The sequence below is a fragment of the Flavobacterium chilense genome (genome assembly GCF_001602525.1).
GTDB lineage: Bacteria > Bacteroidota > Bacteroidia > Flavobacteriales > Flavobacteriaceae > Flavobacterium > Flavobacterium chilense.
The window spans coordinates 202,684-221,843 of record NZ_LSYT01000003.1; the positions used below are offsets into that span (position 1 = coordinate 202,684).

A 19,160-nucleotide genomic window follows, 5' to 3' on the forward strand; every position below is an offset into this window, starting at 1 on the left:
GAAAGCTGTTTCCTTAACCGGAAGCAGCTTTTTTTTTTGATGATTAGTGAAGGCATGGATTTTTTTGAATTATTAATTTTATATTGTAAATATCCTATTTTCACGAGTAATTCTTTAATAAAGGATTGTTTTCATCTATAATGTGCTTTTTTATCATAATAAAAAATGTAAATATTTGATTACTAGTGTTTTAATATTCACTACTTTTACATTGTTTATTACTTCAAGCCTAATAAGGTCATAACTCATTTTAATTTGACCTAATTTATAATCTTAGCAATTTGTTTTTTTTCAAGAGATAAAAACAGCCCCAGTTGTCGTTTAGTTTATGCATTTTTTGATTTCTGTTTATTGAAAGTTTAGTAATCCGGTTTTCGTTTATTTATAAGCCTTTCAGCTATTTATTTAGATAATGTCCTGAGATGTTTTTGTTTTAAATATTTCAAATGACTACCCCATTTTTATTATTCAATATTTTATTCCTAGTTATAAAATTGTGTGATAACATTTAAATCAAACGTATGAAAAGCAAATTACTCCTCGTGGTTTTATTTTTAATCAGTTTTGCAACTTATTCCCAAGTAGGGATTGGAACACTAACGCCAAGTTCTTCTGCCCAATTAGAGGTTACTGCTAGTGACAAAGGTGTATTAATTCCAAGACTTAATTTAACAGGTTCGACCGATGCAACTACAATAACAAGTGGTAATATTAATAGCTTATTAGTATTTAATACAGCTACAGTTTCTGATATAAAACCCGGTTATTATTATTGGTACGAAAACAAATGGAATAGAATTATTATTTCCAGCGAAGTTAGTACCAGTCCGGGAACAGTTATTTATAATCCCACCACCCAAGTATTCAGTTATATTGATGTATCAGGAAACACACAGGTTATCGATATTAATACTATTGTAAAGGCAAACGAAACGATAACAACACTTGTTAATAATGGTGGAGGTTCATACACTTATACTAATGAATCGGGTACAGCAGTAAATATTGATGTGACAGGAGATGTTACAACGAATTTCAATACGATTGCAAGTAATCCGGTAGTAACCAATATTATTAAGGACATTGTCAAAAAAACAGAAGGGAATGTTACTTTCGATTCTATTACAAACGAGTTTAAATATGTTGATGTTTCTGGAAACACCCAGATTGTCAATATGAATACCATTGTAAAAGCTAATGAAACGGTAACAACACAGACCCAGGATTTGTTAACAGGAGCAATTACATACACAAATGAAGCAGGAACAACGAGTACTTCTCAGGTAAAAAGTGCTGATGCAGCTAATATTTTAACAGTTGGAACTGATGGAGGAACTTTATTGACACCAACTACGATTACAGCTGCAACAACGGTTTCAAATACATCAACAGGAAATAATTTAAGTACAACAGTAAACGGAAAAACCGGAACAGGAGTTAATATTATAAACAACAATGAAACGTCGTTAGCAGGAACTACTTTAATTACAACGGTAAATGGCGTTGCGAGTACAGCTTTGGATTTGGCTCCTGCAATTTCAGCCGGAACGACTAATACTTTGAGCTTGTTGGGTAATACTTTAACTTCAAATGTAAACGGAGTTTCTTCCACTTCGGATGCGGTGAGTGGTGTTTCGAATGCCTCAAATATAAACACAGCAACGGTTACTGTAAACGGAATAACAAGCACAGGTGCATCAATTGTCAATAGTAATGAAACGTCTTTAACAGGAACCAGTTTAACCACAACAGTAAACGGTGTTGCAAGTACGGCTTTGGATTTGGCTCCTGCAATTTCAGCCGGAACGACTAATACTTTGAGCTTGTTGGGGAATACCTTAACTTCAAGTGTAAACGGAATTTCTTCCACTTCGGATGCAGTGAGTGGTGTTTCGAATACATCAAATATAAACACATCAACGGTTACTGTAAACGGAATAACAAGTACAGGTGCTCCGATTGTCAATAGTAATGAAACGTCTTTAACAGGAACCAGTTTAACCACAACAGTAAACGGTGTAACAAGTACAGCTTTGGATTTGTCACCTGCAATTTCAGCCGGAACGACTAATACTTTGAGTTTGTTGGGCAATACCTTAACCTCAAATGTAAACGGTATTTCTTCAACATCAGATGCAGTGAGCGGTGTTTCCAATGCATCAAATATAAACACATCAACGGTTACTGTAAACGGAATAACAAGTACAGGTGCTCCGATTGTCAATAGTAATGAAACGTCTTTAACAGGAACCAGTTTAACCACAACAGTAAACGGTGTTGCAAGTACGCCTTTGGATTTGTCACCTGCAATTTCAGCCGGAACGACTAATACTTTGAGTTTGTTGGGGAACACTTTAACCTCAAATGTAAACGGTATTTCTTCCACTTCGGATGCGGTGAGCGGTGTTTCGAATACATCAAATATAAATACATCAACGGTTACCGTGAACGGAATCACAAGTTCTGGCGCACCAATTATTAATAGCAACACTTTAACAGCCACAAACGGAAATTTAGTATCAACTGTAAATGGCGTAGCAACGACCCCATCAGTTTCTGTACTCATTTCTGCGAACAATGGCTTAACAGCAACTAACGGTAATGTGCAATTAGGAGGAAGTTTAACAAATCCTACCACTATCGTTACTGATGCTGCTAATACTTTGGCTATTTCAGGTTTACCAACGGGTAACGCAGGAACAGATAACATTTTGGTAATAAATCCAACAAGCGAAATCTTAAAAACTGTTACACCATCTCTATCTCCTATGTGGGCTCTTATTGGCAATACCGGAACAAATCCTGCTATAAACTTTTTGGGAACAACAGACGACCAGCCATTAAAATTTAAAATAGATAACTCTAATGCTGGAAGCATCACCAAATTAAATACATCTTTAGGTTATATGGCACTTAATTCATTAACTCCAGGTAAGGTGCGTAATACCGCTATAGGTATTTCGGCACTTACAAACAATACTGATGGAGAAAGTAATACTGCTGTAGGTTATAACGCACTAACAGCAAACACAACTGGATTGACTAATACTGCTGTAGGTGCTTTGTCATTAAGAGCAAATACAACTGGGATTGGAAATAGTGCTTTTGGACAAAACTCTTCTTCTAGTGTTACAACTGGGAATTATAATAATAGTTTTGGCTATGCTTCACTAGCTTTTACAACAACTGGAGTTAATAATAGTGCCTTTGGTTTTAACTCTCTTAACAGTAACATTGATGGAAGCAACAATAGTGCTTTTGGTACAAGTTCATTAAGAGCTAACACATCTGGTATTAGTAATATAGCCATGGGTTTTAACTCTCTTGGAAATTCAACAACAGGGTCTTATAATATTGGTGTTGGTTATTTTGGTGGTGTCAATACAAATGGAAACAACAATATAGCAATAGGTTACTACAGTGTCTATGATCCTGTAAACTATAACACTGCCTATACTGGAAACAAAAACATCGTAATAGGAGATCAACTGACGCTGTCTGGATTTGCTGCTTCTAACGAATTGAACATAGGTAATACTTTGTTTGGTACAGGTATAAATGGCACTATTGCAACACCAACAGGAAAAATTGGGATTAATGTACAGAATCCTAGTGCAGAGCTGGATGTAAATGGTCAGGCAAGAGTTCGTAATCTGCCTACAGTTACTGCACCTACCACAGATAATCTGGTAACAGCAGATGCTAGTGGTAACTTACATCAAAGAACAGTAGCAGATGCGGTTGGCACAATAGGCTGGCTGACAACAGGAAATACCGGAACAAATCCTGCAACTAACTTTTTAGGCACAACAGATGATAAATCTTTAATGTTCAAAGTTAATGGTGCTAAGTCCGGGATTATTTCTACTCCTACAACTTTTAATAACACTGGCTTTGGTTATCAGGCACTTCAAAATATTGTCACTACTACTACACAATCAACGAGTTCTATAGACAATACAGCAGTAGGTTCAAATGCACTGGCAGCTTATAACGTTGCAGGTAATGGCAGCAACACTGCTGTAGGTTCAAGTGCATTGAAAGTTAGTTTGTCTAATGCAAATACAGCCGTAGGCGCTTCGGCAATGGGTAATTTTAGAGGCACTAGTGGTGCTGGAGGCTGGAATACGGCTGTAGGATACCTGGCACTAGTAGGTGCAGGCACCACAACTCTTAACACAGGCATCAATAACGTTGCTCTTGGTGTGAGTGCATTAAATACAAATCAATCTGGTCAGAGTAATGTTGCAGTGGGCAGCAGTGCGCTTTCAACTAATATAAGCGGTTCTAATAATACTGTTTTGGGAACAAATGCTCTTAATATTTCCACAGCAGGGAATTACAATGTAGCTATCGGAGCGAGTACCGGCACTGGTAATTTAATTGGTCTTACAACTGGCAGCAACAACATATTGATTGGTGGATCATCAGTCAATATTATAAATGCATCTACACAAACCGTCAGCAACGAAATGAACATTGGAAATACTTTATTTGGTACAGGCGTAAATGGCGCTGCAGGAGGAACTGCGGGCAGAATTGGTGTTAACACCAATGCACCTGGCACAACATTGGATGTAAACGGACAAGTAACCGTTCGTACTTTGTCAACAGGTACAGCTTTAGATAATGTTGTGGTGGCTGATGCAACAACCGGTCTTTTAAAAAAAATCAGCCAGACTACTTACGCAGAACCCTGGCAAGTCGAAAATTCAACAACATTGGCTACTGCAAACACTCAAAATATTTACCAAAATGCGAATGTAGGTATTGGTGATTTTAATGCCGCTGTTCCTTTAACAAATTTAGATGTACGTGGTTCGGTAAGAACAGGTTCTCCAAATACAGCTGCAATAATAGGATCAAACTCTTTTGCAGGTGGAACCAATAGTGTGGCATCATCACCCAATTCATTTGCTTTTGGCTCTGGTGCAACGGCAAGCGGAACAACTGGCTCTTCTGCCGCATTTGGAGGTGCTACTGCCAATGCTCCTAATGGTTTTGCATTTGCTGCAGGTTCTGCAACCGCAAGCGCCACTTTTAGTACTGCATTTGGTAACGCTACAACATTAGTCGCCGGAAATAGTTCTTTTGCTGCAGGAAATGGAAACAAAGTATACGCAAACAATGCTGCCGCCGTAGGAGTAGGAAACACTATTAATATAACACCAGTTGCAACTGTTGCTGCCGCGGGCTCATTTGCTGCAGGTAATCTCAATACTATCAACTCTCCAAATTCAGTAGCATTGGGATCAAGCAATACAATGAATAGTACTTATGCCAACCCGCAAGGATCAGTAGCTCTGGGAGTTGGTAACTCAACAGATGGTAATGCATCTATAGCAATGGGTGCCAATAATAAAAGTTTCTCAGACAGCAGTATCGCAATGGGTAATAATAACCAGATTGCAACCACGAGCAACTATAGTGTTTCAATGGGACTTAATAATACGATAAATGCTGGTAGTCCTAACGCTTTGGCTGTCGGACTGGCCAACACTATTACTGGTGGAACCAACTCAGCTGCAATAGGGCAAAATAATACAATAAGTACTTCAGACAGTGTCATAATTGGTACCTATTCCAGTGTACCTTCGCCTAATAATGGCTCAACCATTCTTACTGATGTTTCTAATAGTACAATTGTTGCTGCGACAGCACCAAACCAGTTTACAAGTTTGTTTAATGGCGGGTATCGTTTCTTAACCAATCGCAACAACCAAACAAACAGAGGGGTGTTTATTAACGATGACAACACAGGTACAGGCAGAGCCAAAGTAGGTATCAACAACCCAACTCCTAATGCGGATCTGGATGTACAGGGATCACAAGTAGTGAAAGTAGCTAATGTTTCGGGCAATTATACTGTAAAGACGAATGACTATATGCTGGTTGCTACTGCTGCTGGCACAAACACCATTACATTGCCAGTGGCAGCCGCAAACACAGGGCGGGTACTGATAATTAAAATAAGCGTCATTACAGGAAGTTCAGTTACTGTTAACACCTCCTCAGCTGCTGAAAAATTTGACGGAAGCTGGCCTGCCGCTGTTATTGGCGGATCGCCAACTATTGCCGGAAGTACAAGTATTGTTCTTGGTGCATCGGGAGTTAATGATCATATAACGGTTATTTCTGATGGAACTTCCTGGTATGTGAGCAACTAAAAACAGGAAAGTAAAGAAATAATCACAATAAAATAATCGAGTTATAGAAATAACAAACATCAGTAAATATGACAAAATCATAATATTCATAAAAGTATTCTAAGGGAGAATGTTTTTGTCTAAAATTGGTTGTCCTGTTAATTTGAAAAAAAACGAAAGCAAAAAAGCTTATAAAACAAAAAAGAGACATGTAAATGTCTCTTTTTTTATTTCAAATCGTATTGCTTGATGGCAATAAAAAAATTATTTAATTGTAATAGGCAATTCTACTGTTGTTTTATCCCATCCAATAACCAAATTTGCTACAGCACCTTGTGAAGTAAAAGCAATAGATAAAGCTTCTATTGGAGTAGAAACCGGTTTAGAAGGAACAGAAACTCTTACAATGTCTTTAGTCTCATCATAAGCATAATTACCCCACATATCAAGCTCTTTATTGATAATGATGGTCCATTTGTCTTTTTCAGGAATAGCAAATAAGCTGTAAGTACCAGCCGGAATGTTTTTACCATCGATTGTTACCGGTTTGTAGAATTTGATTTCTGTATTTTCGTTAGCACCAACTCTCCAAACTTCACCAAACTTAATTAATTCACCAAAAATGTTACGTCCTTTAGCCGAAGGTCTTGAATAAATAACCTTAATAGAAGGCGACGGATTATCTGTTTTTTTGAATTTAACTGCTTTATTTGGAAAATAAGCAATATCAACCGGACTAGCATCAAGCGGAGCAAATTTTACTACATCTTGTGCCTGAACTGTAAATGCAGCAAATAAAGTAACTGCCAGTAAACTTAATTTTTTCATAGGATTACAATTTTTTAGTATAACTACAAAGTAAGGTAATAATGAATAAAAATCATATCATTACAGTTTGTTTTTTGTTAATGAATTCCTAACAGTTTTGCGTTTAATTTAAAATGATACAGAAAGCTTTCATTTTTTCTCATTTTACAGCAGAATAGTTTTCGATTATTCTTTTTTCTTTTTAGCATACCAATCCTGCATAATATAAAATGCTTTCTTTTTGTTGCCATCATTTGAGATTAATCCTTTACGGTTATATCCGTCCTGGATTCCCGGAAGAAGTCGTTTTGGTGATCTGAAATCTACCAGAATCCACGGACTTAAACCGCTTAGATGAGGTATCTTTTCGATCATTTTCAGGTTCTGAATGTACAGGTATTCCTGATATTCTTCTGTCCAGCGCTCATTTTTTTCTCCGTGAAGTCCTTGTTTGGCATCACCGCCAAATTCAGAAACGACTACAGGTTTGTTGTACGGTGTGTTCCAAAAAGTTTTTTCGGCATTTTCCAAGTTTCCGCCATACCAGCCCAAATATTGGTTAAAAGCGATAATATCAAGCGATTTACCAATTTCGTCATCGATCATTCCAACCCCGTTTACATTGTGAGTTAATAATGCTGCGCTGATTAATCTCGTGGTATCAAGTGATTTGGTATGTGCTACTAAGTTTTTGATAAAAGTATTTCGGGCATCAGATACCGGAGTTTCATTTGCCATTGACCAGATAATAATACAAGCTCTGTTTTTATCTCTTGTAATGGCTGCTGTCAATTGATCTTCGGCATTTTTATACGTATCCTGATTTTTAAATTCTACAGTCCAGTATACCGGAATTTCTTCCCAAACCATTAAACCCATTTTATCAGCCGTTCTGATAATGTTTTCGTTATGCGGATAATGTGCCAGACGAACATAATTGCAACCCAGTTCTTTTGCCCAGTTTAGTAAACGTAAAGCATCTTCTTCAGAATTAGCACGTCCGCCTTTGGCATTTTCTTCATGGATAGAAATACCGCGTAAAAAGATTTGTTTTCCGTTTAACAGGATTTTATCTTCTTGTGTTTCAATAGTTCTGAAACCAATGTTGTCTTTTAGCTTTTCTCCGTTAAAATCAATTGTCACGTCGTATAATTTTGGGTTTTCCGGTGACCAATAGGAGATTTTCTTCGCCGGAATTTCAAAATTCACGATTCCGTTTGCACCAATTTTTCCATTATAATTGATTTTTAATTCCGGAATCGAAATGGTTACACCGTTTTGTGCCGAATTGAAATTGTTGATTTTTACAAAACCTGAAATCAAAGCTGCATTGCCTTTTTTAAGCTGAATGTTGTAATCTTCTACAAACGATTCATTTTCTTCGATTAAGGTAACATCACGTGTAATTCCACCATAATTCCACCAGTCTGTATTCGTAGTCGGAACATCTTCTTTATGTCTCGTGTTGTCTGCTTTTATCACCAGATAATTGTCTTTTGGTTTTACAATAGACGTAATTTCATAATTAAAAGGCGTAAAACCACCTTCATGACTTCCTAGTTTTTTTCCGTTCAAATACACATCAGACTTGTAATTGATAGCGCCCAGATACACAAAAAGACGTTTTTTTTCTTTTAGATCATAGTCAAAAGATTTTTTGAACCAAACGTTTCCTTCATAATATTTAAGTTCCGGAACCTGCGAATTCCAATCGCCCGGAATATTGATCTTTGCCGATTTATCAAAATCATATTCTACCAGCTCCTGTTTGTTTACTGCATGATAATTGTTGAAAAATGCCGCATTAGATGGCTTTTGCTGTTTGTCGTACTGATCATGGTGAAAGCTGTAAAATCCGGTTTCATAAGGATCAATAATGTAATTCCAAACGCCGTTTAAAGAAGTTGTGTTTCTATTGGCAACATTTGAAATCAGGTTTTGTGCCTGCCCGATAAAAGCAGCAGTAAGGAGTAGTAAGGTAATTAGTTTTTTCATGGGTAAAATTTATTTTTTAATCATTTTGATACCTTTAGACAAGGTATTTTCTTTCTTGAATTTGACAATATAAAGTCCCGATTTTAAAGACGATACATTTACAGTTTCAGAAATCGTATCATGAGCCATAACCTGTTTGCCGTTATTGTCATAGATTCGTAATCCAGTGTACTGATTCAAAATAGTTTCTGAAAGCTGGAGTTTATCTGCTACAGGATTCGGAAATTGTATATCAGCCTTGTTTGCCAAATGTTCTTTTGTCGATAAAGTCGTTAGCTCCTCGATGCTAAAATCCGAAAAGCGTAAAATTTCATCTCTCATATTCGCAATATCAGCCAGACTGCGATAGATTCCCCATTTAGGACGAATAAAAGAGTTGGCAGCATAAACCACTCCGGTAGACGAAGTATATGCAGGACGAATCGTTTGAATATTTGGATTGCTGTAATCCATTAAAACACTTCCGTCGCTTACTTTTTTTATTGTAATTGCATATGTTCCCTGCAAACCTACATTTATGGTTTCTATAGCTTCGACCCAGACTCCTTCAAACGAAGACATATTTGGAGTCTGATATTTTACGGTTGCGGCAGCGGCATCTTTATCGTAAATTAATTCCAGTCGTGTCCCGCCATTAGATAACTTTCGTAAAGTTAAAGTAAAAAGCGGATCGTCATCATCACCATCAACAGCCTTAACCTGATGAATGTGAGTAAAACTGGTTGTAGGTTTAAAACCTACAGGTACTTTAAAACGCCATTTGTATTGCACCGTTTCGCCAATAATCCCTTTTAAATTATCCGGAGAAGGCGCATACGATTTTATCTCAACACGTTGTCTGTCTGTTTTTCCAGCCACAGGTTCGTTGTCCGGAGGCGTGTTGCTCACATGCGAATGAAATTCGAAAACATATTTATTCAGATCAGTATCAAAAATTTCTGTGATATGCGGACCAAAAGCGGGATGTATAGCATCCGGTGCTTCAATAGCTCCGTTTACTGTTCCGGGAGCCAATGCATTGGTAATTAATTCATAAGTTCCAACTCCGCCTGGACCGTCGGCATTTAAGGTTACTTGTGCATGGCCCGAAAAACCTGTCAATACTAAAGCAATTCCATAAAAGATTGTATTTTTCATAACTTGCTGTTTTTATTATTTTTCATAATGCGATGAAGTTTTTTTCTCGCAGATTTTGCAGATTTGTTCTCCTGTTTATCATTTCGATTTCTATGATAAAAGCAAATCTTTATTTTTAGGAGCTAATCCCGCTATCCGTTTCAATCTTTTGTGGCGAACCCCGCCACAAAAGGATTTTCACTTCTATCGGGGCTAGGACAATCATTTTCATAACAATATTTTCGGCTCTTTATTATTGCTCGGATCTCTTCCGTAGAAATGATAAACCATATTTAAGTATGATATTAAAAAACCTGCTTAATCTGCAAAATTTGCGGGAAACAAAAATTTTTACGTTCCTTGTATAAAGCTTTGCGGTTAAGTTTAATGAACTAAAATCTTTAAATATTCTCCTTTAAAACTCTGGTTTAATGCCGTCATTTCAATAGGAGCGCCTGATCCATCCGGAACTACTTCGATAGAAGCTTTTCCGTTTGCCATTTTTATCGATTCACTTCCGGTTGGAGTTCCCTGACTTTTCATGGTTTTTCCGCCTTTCAAACACTGAAAATAAACGCTTTCTTCATAATCCAGACAACGCAAATTGTTATTGTCAATCGCAATTGCCGTTACCAGATAATTGCCGTTTTTTAATTTTTCGTAAGACAATTGTAATGAAGTTGCCGTGTCATTTTTATTGAAACGATAATTAACTTTTATAGTATCCGAAACTTTTTTTCCGTTTTTGGTTTCTCCAATCGCTATCAAAGTATTCTCACCTTTTAAAAAATTCACATCCCAAGTTAAGCCATTTGCGGGATATAGCGAAAGGTTGCGTTGTTTTTCTCCAAGCGATTTTCCCTGATGGTACAAAGTCACTTTATCACAATTGCTAAAAACGCTCAGGGTTCTTGGTGTATTTTCAGGTCCTTGTCTTTCTGTCCAGGTATGCGATTCGATATAAGTAAAAGGTTCGTCGCTCCAGTAACTTTTAAAAACATAATAGGCATCTTTTGGATTTCCGTTTCGGTCTGTTAATCCTTTTTGATTCATGTACGGAATATCGTCTTCCGGACGTAACGGCGTTGCAAAATCCTTAAATGCCCATTGAACATTTCCCACAAAATTTGGGTCATTCTCGGATATATGCAAATGCCAGTCAAATAAATCAACGATATAATTCTCGCTCCAATCGCCAATTTGTGCAATATTGGCCACTTTGGTTTGTACAATAGCTTCTTCCCAGCCTTCAGACTTGATAATGTTTTCGCCTGTAATTGGGTTTTCGCTATGACGTCCTACGTGGCTGTCCCCGCCATATTCGGCGTGAATAAAATGTTTGTATTCTTTCTTGTAAACATCGATTGCTTTTTGGTAGTTTTTATAACTTCCGGAATACCAGCCCGACCAGATAGAAGGGGAGAAGACATCTACAATTTGTGAACCTTCGTAATACTTTCTAATGGCTGTTTTGCGTGTTGGATCAAGTTGGTGTGCAATGTCGTTTAATTCAGTTAAAAAAACATTTGTTCTTTGTGTATTATCACCATCAGGAAAATCAGGTAACCAGTTCATTTCATTACCCAAAGACCAGATAATTATACTGGGGTGATTGTAATTTTGATTAATGATTTCCGCCAGCATATTTTTAGTGTTGGTTTGCCAGAGTTCACCGCCAATTCCGCCACGGCACCAGGGTAATTCGTCCCAAACCAATAAACCCAGTTCATCGCAGGCTTTGTAAACTTCAGGATCTTGCGGATAATGTGCCAGACGAACAAAATTGGCCCCCATTTTTTTGATAGATTCCATATCGGCACGATGTTGTGCATTGCTCATGGCAGCGCCAACTCCGGCTTGTTCTTCATGACGATGTGTACCGCGAATCAGTAATCGTTTTCCGTTTAAGTAAAACGGACCATGATCTTTAAACTCAAACCATCTGAAACCTACTTTTTCGTTTACACTGTCCCTGATTTGATTTTTCTCTGATAAAATAGCCGATATACGATATAAATTTGGCTTTTGAGTATCCCATAATTCCGGGTTTTTCAGGTTTTCAAATTTGATCGTAGTAGTGTTAGCCGAAACCGGAATCGTTTTACTTGCAATCTTTTTTCCTTTAGGGTTTTTAAGGATTACGGTTAACGATAAGTCTTTTGTGTTTTCAGGATTTACAGTTGAAGCTACAATGTTTAAAGAAGCTTTTTTTGCCGAAACTTCGGGAGTTGCAATTTTTAAATTCTCAATGTGATTTTTGTATTTAGACAGCAACCACACATCACGTGTTATCCCGCCATAAATAAAGAAATCGCTTTTTTGGGACGGAATAATTTCGATATCATAACTATTGTCAACCCGAACAAAAATGTCGTTGTTACCTTCTTTAATAAAAGAGGTAATATCGATTGTAAAACCAATGTAGCCGCCAATATGACCGCCGGCTTCTTTACCGTTTACGTATACTTTTGTGGTTACATTCGACCCTTCAAAATATAAAGAGTAACGCTGGTTTTGATCGATTTTGGCAATGTTCAGCTTTTTTTGATACCAGCTTGCATCACGTCTGTAACCCGGATTTAAATCAGTTGCATCTTCGGCGTTCCAGGTATGTGGTAAGTTTAAGGATGTCCAGTTTGTATTTTTTTGCGCTTCGTTAAGGTTCGGAGTATTATTTTCCAGATAAAGCCAATTGTCGTTGATATTCATCTTTGTCTGGGCAAAAGCGCTGCCCGGACAAATCTGAAAAAAAACAAAAAGTGTGTAAAATAAAAATGTATTATAGTGGTACAGTGGGTTCTTCATCGCTTATAAGCTTTTTTTTAGGTTCAAAGGTTCAGAGTTACAAAGGCTCAAAGGTTCTAAGGCTGAAAACCTTTGAGCCTTTGTAACTTTACCCCTCTGTACCTCATATACCTTTGTTACTTTTTTCTTAGTAATGCTTCCAGAAAATAATAGTCGGCATAGATAATAGGTTCGTCGATTTCGTCGTGTTTTGGCCAGTTTCCGGTGCTGTGACCGAATATAAAAGGCGCGTTTATTTTGGGATCTAAAATGTAGGTACCCGAATGTAAAGTCGCGATTACTTTATCGGCGAAAGCCAAATAGGTTTTATTTTTTGTGTAACCATACAGTTCGTACAATGCAGAAGCCATAACAGTTGCAGCAGAAACATCCCGTGCCGAATTTGGAATAGCAGGATCTCTAAAATCCCAATACGGAATCCCGTCTTCAGGAAGATTTTTATCCTTCATAAAAAACTGAGCTGTAGCTTCGGCTTGTTTTAAATAGGCAGGATCTTTAGTGTATCGATACGACATGGTAAATCCGTAAACTGCCCAGCCTTGCCCGCGTGCCCAAACCGAATCATCATTATAGCCCTGAAGTGTGGTTTTCTTTCTGACCGCTCCGGTAGCCGGATCATAATCTATAACATGGTAACAACTGTTGTTTGCCCTAAATTGATTTTTTAATGTGGTATTGGCATGTTTTATGGCAATGTCCTCATACTTTTTATTGCCTGATAATCTCGTAGCTTCAAAAAGTAATTCCAGGTTCATCATATTATCGATAATCACAGGATAATCCCAAATTTCCTTATTGAAATCCCAGGATCTGATGGCACCAACTTTTGGATCAAAACGGGTGCATAAAGTTTCAGCCCCCTTGATGATTACATCTTTGTATTCTTGCTTGTTCTCGACTTTTAAAGCTTCACCATAACTGCAATATACTTTAAAGCCAACATCATGTGAGCCTCGGTTTACACTTTCTTTTTTACTGAAAGGCGTCCATTTTTCAGCCTGTTTTTTATAGGCTGCATTTCCTGTCAGGCGATACAATTGCCAAAGATTTCCGGCAAAGAATGCGCTTGTCCAGTCTCTTGATGGAACTTTCTTTATTTGATTGGTTTTAATATCCATACTTCTGGGTATTGACATCGAATCAACAGGATAATCCAACAGCATTTTGTATCGGGTTTCCAGAAGATGTGCTGCCGTTGCAGCAGTATTTTTGGGTTGAGAATTAATTCCGGATTTGCACGCTGTCGCCAACAATGCAAATCCTAGAATTAAAGTAAAAAAACTAACTCTGTTCATATGCGGGTACTATTTGTTTTGTAATGGAATAAGGAATCGCCACTCTTCATGTTACTGTTTAGAATCATGGCGATTTCATACTAATTAATGTAACCTGCTGCGTGTAATTTCAACACATATTGACATAGTTTTCATAGCTTAAAAAGACGTTTACTCATTTCAAAACACATAGCTATGTGTAAATGATATATCATTTTCCTGACTCTTTAAATTTAAAACAAAAATCTATGTTTCTATCTGTTTAAAATAATCACACCCAATAGATTAACTAATCTGATGTTTAGTAACCAGGATTGTTTGGTTTTAAGTTAGGATTGATGGCTAACTCTGTTCCCGGTAACGGAAATAAATAATCTTTGTTTGGATCGAAATTTGGATGTGGTTCTAAACCATTTGGACCAAATACTTCGGGACCATTTTTAAGTCTTTTGATGTCGTACCATCTCACATATTCAAAAGCCAGTTCTAATCTTCGCTCCTCAATTACCATTTTTCTAAAAGCATCTTTAGATAATCCCGGCGTAACATTGGCAGGAAATGAAACCAGTTTTCCGGCTTTGTTTCTCGCTCTGGCACGTACCCGGTTTACATATCCGTCAGCTTCTGTAGTTCCCGGAGTAATTTCGTTTAAAGCTTCGGCAGCTGTCAGCAATACTTCTGCAAAACGCATCGTAATGTAGTTGTGCTGAGAGGTTCTTCCGTTAGCACCTGCTTTTCCCGGAAAACGGAAATATTTTGCAATATGCGGACGTGGTGCTTTTTCGTTATCGCTTGAAGGATATATTTGCAAAGCTCCGCCCGGACCGGTTTTCTTTCTGATAATGGTATCAAAACTTACGGCTCTTCTGTAATCTCTCTGATCCCAGGTATTGAATACTTTTAATGATGGAACGGCAACAGAGAATCCTTGTCCGTAGCTATAACTGTCATCTTTTAATGATCCTGTAAAAAATGCAGTATAATCCTGACCGTAGTTTCCTGAAACTAAGTTGTTGAAATCTACGGTAAACAAAGGCTCTTTTAGAGAAGCTGTTTTTGTAGCATTAAATAAATCCTGAAAATCTGCATCTAAACCTAAACCAAATTTGGCTTCGTTTGTAATCACATATTTAGCTTCGTCATAAGCTTTTTGGTAGTTGCCTAAAGTTAAATAAACAGATGACAGATATCCTGCTGCGGTACCTTTTCCGGGAACTGCTTTTACTTTTGGTTTATCTTCCAGCCATTGTTTGGCAAACTCTAAATCGGCAATGATTTTTGGGTATACTTCGGCCTCTTTCATTCGGCTTAAAGAGTTAACCTGCGATACATCGTTTACAACAAAATCAACATACGGAATATCTCCAAAAATTCGAACTAAATGATAGTAAGCAAAAGCTCTTGCAAAATAAGCCTGAGCCACAATAGCATTTACTTTTGCAGGATCTCCCGGTGTTTTTTTGGCTCCGGCGATGGCCTGATTGGCTGCGGTAATAATGATATACGATTGTGGCCAGAAATTGGCAACAAGCGCATTGGTATCGTTCATGCTCATATCATTTACATCGATACGTGCTGCCTGAGTAGTTCTGTCACCAATATCTGCCATATCATCACGTAACATTAGGGCAATGGTAAATTCTCTTCCCCAGTAATTATTGTGGGCAATGTTAGCAAAAGCCCCGTTTACAGCGGCTTGCAAGTCATCTGTATTATTAAAAAAGTTTTCAGGACGAATAACGCCTACCGGATGTTCTTCTAAATCTGAACATCCAAATGCGAATATTCCCAGGAACAGAAAAGCTATATATTTTTTCATGATATAATTTTTTTAAACTAGAATTTTAAATTGAAACCAAAAGTGAAAGTTCTCACGTTCGGGTAACTTCCGTAATCAAGACCTAAGTTGGTGTTACTTCTGGCATTGTTATCGTTCAGGTAATTTACCTCAGGATCAGAACCCGGATATTTTGTAATTGTCCATAAGTTTTGTGCACTGATGTAAAAACGAACTTTGCTCAATCCCATTTTCGAAACAATTTTATCGTCTAAACTATATCCAAGAGAAATGTTTTTTAAACGAATGTAACTGGCATCATAAACAAATCTTGAAGTTACTCTTTTGGTTCTTGCCGCATTTATAGGCACATTGGTATCTGTATGTGTTGGCGTCCAGGCATCCAGAACTTCTGTTGTTGCATTGTTGTTTCCTGAAGCCAGTTCCATTAAAGTATAGTTTAAAATCTGATTGCCCTCAGAACCCTGAAAGAAGATGTTCAGATCCAGGTTTTTATAAGTGAAATCGTTATTAAATCCAAAGATGAAATCAGGATTTGGGTTTCCGATGATGGTTTTATCATTCGAATCTAATTTTCCGTCGCCATTTACATCTTTAAATTTCTCTCCACCCGGAGTAGTTTCAAAATTCCCCGGTAAAACAGTTTCTCCCTGTTGAATTACGCCATCATAAACAAACCCGAAGAAAGAACCAACCGGTTGACCTACTCTTAAAATCTGAGATTCTGTTGCTAGGAAGTGTCCAGGCGTAGAGTTGATTAAAAGATCTTTGTTATCAGCCAGTTTCAATACTTTGTTTTTGTTTGATGAAATATTAAAACTTGTTGACCAGGTAAAATCTGCTCCAATAAAGTTTTTAGAATTAATACCCAGTTCCCAGCCTTTGTTTTCTAATTCACCAACGTTTTGAAGTTGTGAAGCAATTCCTGAAATTCCCGGTAAAGGTCTGTTGAACAATAAATCTTTAGTAATCGTTTTATAATAATCGGCAGTAATGCTGATTCGGTTATCAAACAAACCTAAATCAATTCCGTAATCCTGTTGATAAGATGTTTCCCATTTCAAATTAGGGTTATCCAGCGAAGTCAGCTGAACCGCATTTACAATGACATCACCACTTACATCATAAACTTCAGAAAATCTTGATAGTGTAGAGTAGGCGTCGATGGAAGGGTTTCCGGTTGCTCCGTAACTGGCTCTTAATTTAAGGTTCGAAATGGTTTTGTTTTCTTTTAAAAAGTTTTCCTTACCAATATTCCATCCTATAGCTCCCGAAGGAAAAGTTCCGTATTTGTAGTTTTTACTAAAACTTGAAGAACCGTCACGACGCGCTGTAAACGTAAACAAATATTTATCGTCGTAATCAAAATTCAGCCTTCCGAAAGCAGAAATTAATTCGGTTTCAGATAAGCTCGATTCCGGTTTTAAATACACAGTTCCCGCACCTAAATTATGATACGAATTGGTATTGGTTAAAAAACCTCTTGAAGCAGCATAAGAGCGTTCATTTTTGTTTTTTTGATAAGAGTAACCCGCCAAAACCGTTAGAATTCCTTTTTCGATAATTTCACGTTTAAACGTCAAATAGTTTTCTGTCAGGAAAGAAGAAAATCGGGTATTGTTTACAGAAGCTTCTCCTTTGATGTTTTTTCCTGCGATCAACGTAGACGGAATATATCTTCCGGTTTGAGAGTTGGTATCGGTTAAACCTAAAGTGGTTTTAAAATTAAGATCTTTTGTGATTTGATATGAAGCAAAGAAATTACTTCGGTTCACTATAGAAACCGTTTCAAGAATGTTTTCCATTGCCGTTGCGTATGGATTATCAATATCATCTCCAATTGGAGCAGTTGTTGTATAAGATCCATCTGCATTATAAATTCCTTTATCCGGCATAAAACGATATGCAGCAGCAATTACACCCGCAGCACCAGTTCCTCCGGCGCCTGTCTGGCTAATAATTCCCTGTTTGTTTTGCTTGCTTTGAAACAAATTCAAACCTACTTTAAACTTGTCTGACAAATCAGCTTCAAGATTGCTTACGATGGTATATTTATCGATTCCTGAATTGATTACGACTCCGTTTTGATTGAAGTAGTTTCCTGAAACATAATATCTGATTTTATCTGAACCTCCTGAAAATGATAATTGCGAATTCGAAATCATTCCTTCGCGATAAATTACATCCTGCCAGTCTGTGTTTGCTCCTCCGGAAGTATGTGTTGTAAAACTCTTTCTGTAAGCCACAAACTGATCTCCGTCTAATAAATCCAGTTTGTTATTTACGGATTGTACAGATGTTGAATTGCTGAACTCGATAACCGGTTTTCCTGGTTTTCCTTTTTTAGTGGTCACCATAATAACCCCGTTTGAACCTCTTGAACCGTAAATAGCCGTTGCCGAAGCATCTTTTAAAACCTCAATAGAAGCAATATCCTGAGGTGCCGGCATTGAAGCTCCTGCAAAACCATCTACTACCACAAGCGCATCTCCGCTGGCATTGATTGAGGTTCCTCCACGAACCCTGATTTTTACCGGAGCGCCCGGTTCACCACCATTATTTGATTGTACCGAAACTCCTGCTGCACGACCTTGTAAAGCCTGTTCTGCATTTAGTGTAGGATATGCCGTAAGTTCTTTTGCCGTTACTGAGGATACTGATCCGGTAATGTCGCTCTTTTTACGGGTTCCGTAACCTACCACAATTACTTCGTCGAGATTTTTAGTATCCGGTTTCAGGCTTACATTTACGATAGTTTTATTTCCTAACGGAACTTCGACAGTTTGATATCCTACATAATTAAAAACTAAGACAGCATTTTTTTCAGAAACTATTACAGTGTAATTTCCATCCATATCCGCAGATCCGCCAACAGATGATCCTTTGATATAAACATTTGCACCCGGCAGTCCCATTAAGTCTTCGCTGGAAGTGATTTTTCCGGTGACTTTTCTCTCCTGTGCATTCATCACAATATTTACCAGTAAAAAAGTAACCAGTAAACACCATTTAAGGGTTTTAAATTTTTGGTTTGTGAACATTCATTTTGGTTTTAGGTTAGTGTTAGATAAAATAAAAAAGCAATAAACTCATTCCTATGATTAGTATTATAAATAGAATCTGCAATAATAAAAATTTCGTTTTTTTGATTTTCATATGGGCAAATATAGAATCCGCAAACGATATAGAAATACAAAAAAGGGTATCTAAAAATACAGA

The 19,160-nt window shown here is 37.3% G+C and carries 8 protein-coding genes; 1 reads left to right on the top strand and 7 read right to left on the bottom strand.

The features are described 5' to 3' along the window. Positions 1–521: 521 nt before the first annotated feature. Positions 522–6,167, top strand: coding sequence for a beta strand repeat-containing protein (locus A4F88_RS10245; protein ID WP_068842517.1), 5,646 nt, complete (start codon positions 522–524; stop codon positions 6,165–6,167). 243 nt (positions 6,168–6,410) lie between these two features. Here A4F88_RS10245 and A4F88_RS10250 read toward each other — a convergent pair whose 3' ends face one another. From A4F88_RS10250 to A4F88_RS10280, 7 genes are all read right to left on the bottom strand, one after another. Beyond that, positions 6,411–6,974 carry a DUF2911 domain-containing protein gene (locus A4F88_RS10250; protein ID WP_068842518.1) on the bottom strand — a complete coding sequence of 188 codons (564 nt, stop codon included), beginning with the start codon at positions 6,972–6,974 and terminating at the stop codon, positions 6,411–6,413. Positions 6,975–7,139: 165 nt separating this feature from the next. Continuing rightward, positions 7,140–8,948: a glycoside hydrolase family 2 protein gene (locus A4F88_RS10255; RefSeq protein WP_068842519.1), complete on the bottom strand. Its 1,809-nt coding sequence runs from the start codon at positions 8,946–8,948 to the stop codon at positions 7,140–7,142. Between the two features lie 9 nt (positions 8,949–8,957). Next, entirely contained in the window at positions 8,958–10,085 is a 1,128-nt protein-coding gene (locus A4F88_RS10260) for a T9SS type A sorting domain-containing protein (RefSeq protein ID WP_068842520.1), read from the bottom strand. Positions 10,086–10,448: 363 nt separating this feature from the next. After that, entirely contained in the window at positions 10,449–12,869 is a 2,421-nt protein-coding gene (locus A4F88_RS10265) for a glycoside hydrolase family 2 protein (protein WP_068842521.1), read from the bottom strand. 116 nt (positions 12,870–12,985) lie between these two features. Continuing rightward, on the bottom strand, positions 12,986–14,164 hold the full coding sequence (locus A4F88_RS10270) for a glycoside hydrolase family 88 protein (protein WP_068842522.1): 1,179 nt from the start codon (positions 14,162–14,164) through the stop codon (positions 12,986–12,988). A gap of 280 nt (positions 14,165–14,444) precedes the next feature. Continuing rightward, positions 14,445–15,962, bottom strand: coding sequence for a RagB/SusD family nutrient uptake outer membrane protein (locus A4F88_RS10275; RefSeq protein ID WP_068842523.1), 1,518 nt, complete (start codon positions 15,960–15,962; stop codon positions 14,445–14,447). Between the two features lie 17 nt (positions 15,963–15,979). Continuing rightward, positions 15,980–18,982: a SusC/RagA family TonB-linked outer membrane protein gene (locus A4F88_RS10280; protein ID WP_068842524.1), complete on the bottom strand. Its 3,003-nt coding sequence runs from the start codon at positions 18,980–18,982 to the stop codon at positions 15,980–15,982. Positions 18,983–19,160: the final 178 nt, after the last annotated feature.

Bases quoted from the DNA above. Each gene is read 5' to 3' on its own strand.
- A4F88_RS10245 (WP_068842517.1), top strand. From the start codon at position 522: ATGAAAAGCAAATTACTCCTCGTGGTTTTATTTTTAATCAGTTTTGCA.
- A4F88_RS10250 (WP_068842518.1), bottom strand. From the start codon at position 6,974: ATGAAAAAATTAAGTTTACTGGCAGTTACTTTATTTGCTGCATTTACA.
- A4F88_RS10255 (WP_068842519.1), bottom strand. From the start codon at position 8,948: ATGAAAAAACTAATTACCTTACTACTCCTTACTGCTGCTTTTATCGGG.
- A4F88_RS10260 (WP_068842520.1), bottom strand. From the start codon at position 10,085: ATGAAAAATACAATCTTTTATGGAATTGCTTTAGTATTGACAGGTTTT.
- A4F88_RS10265 (WP_068842521.1), bottom strand. From the start codon at position 12,869: ATGAAGAACCCACTGTACCACTATAATACATTTTTATTTTACACACTT.
- A4F88_RS10270 (WP_068842522.1), bottom strand. From the start codon at position 14,164: ATGAACAGAGTTAGTTTTTTTACTTTAATTCTAGGATTTGCATTGTTG.
- A4F88_RS10275 (WP_068842523.1), bottom strand. From the start codon at position 15,962: ATGAAAAAATATATAGCTTTTCTGTTCCTGGGAATATTCGCATTTGGA.
- A4F88_RS10280 (WP_068842524.1), bottom strand. From the start codon at position 18,982: ATGTTCACAAACCAAAAATTTAAAACCCTTAAATGGTGTTTACTGGTT.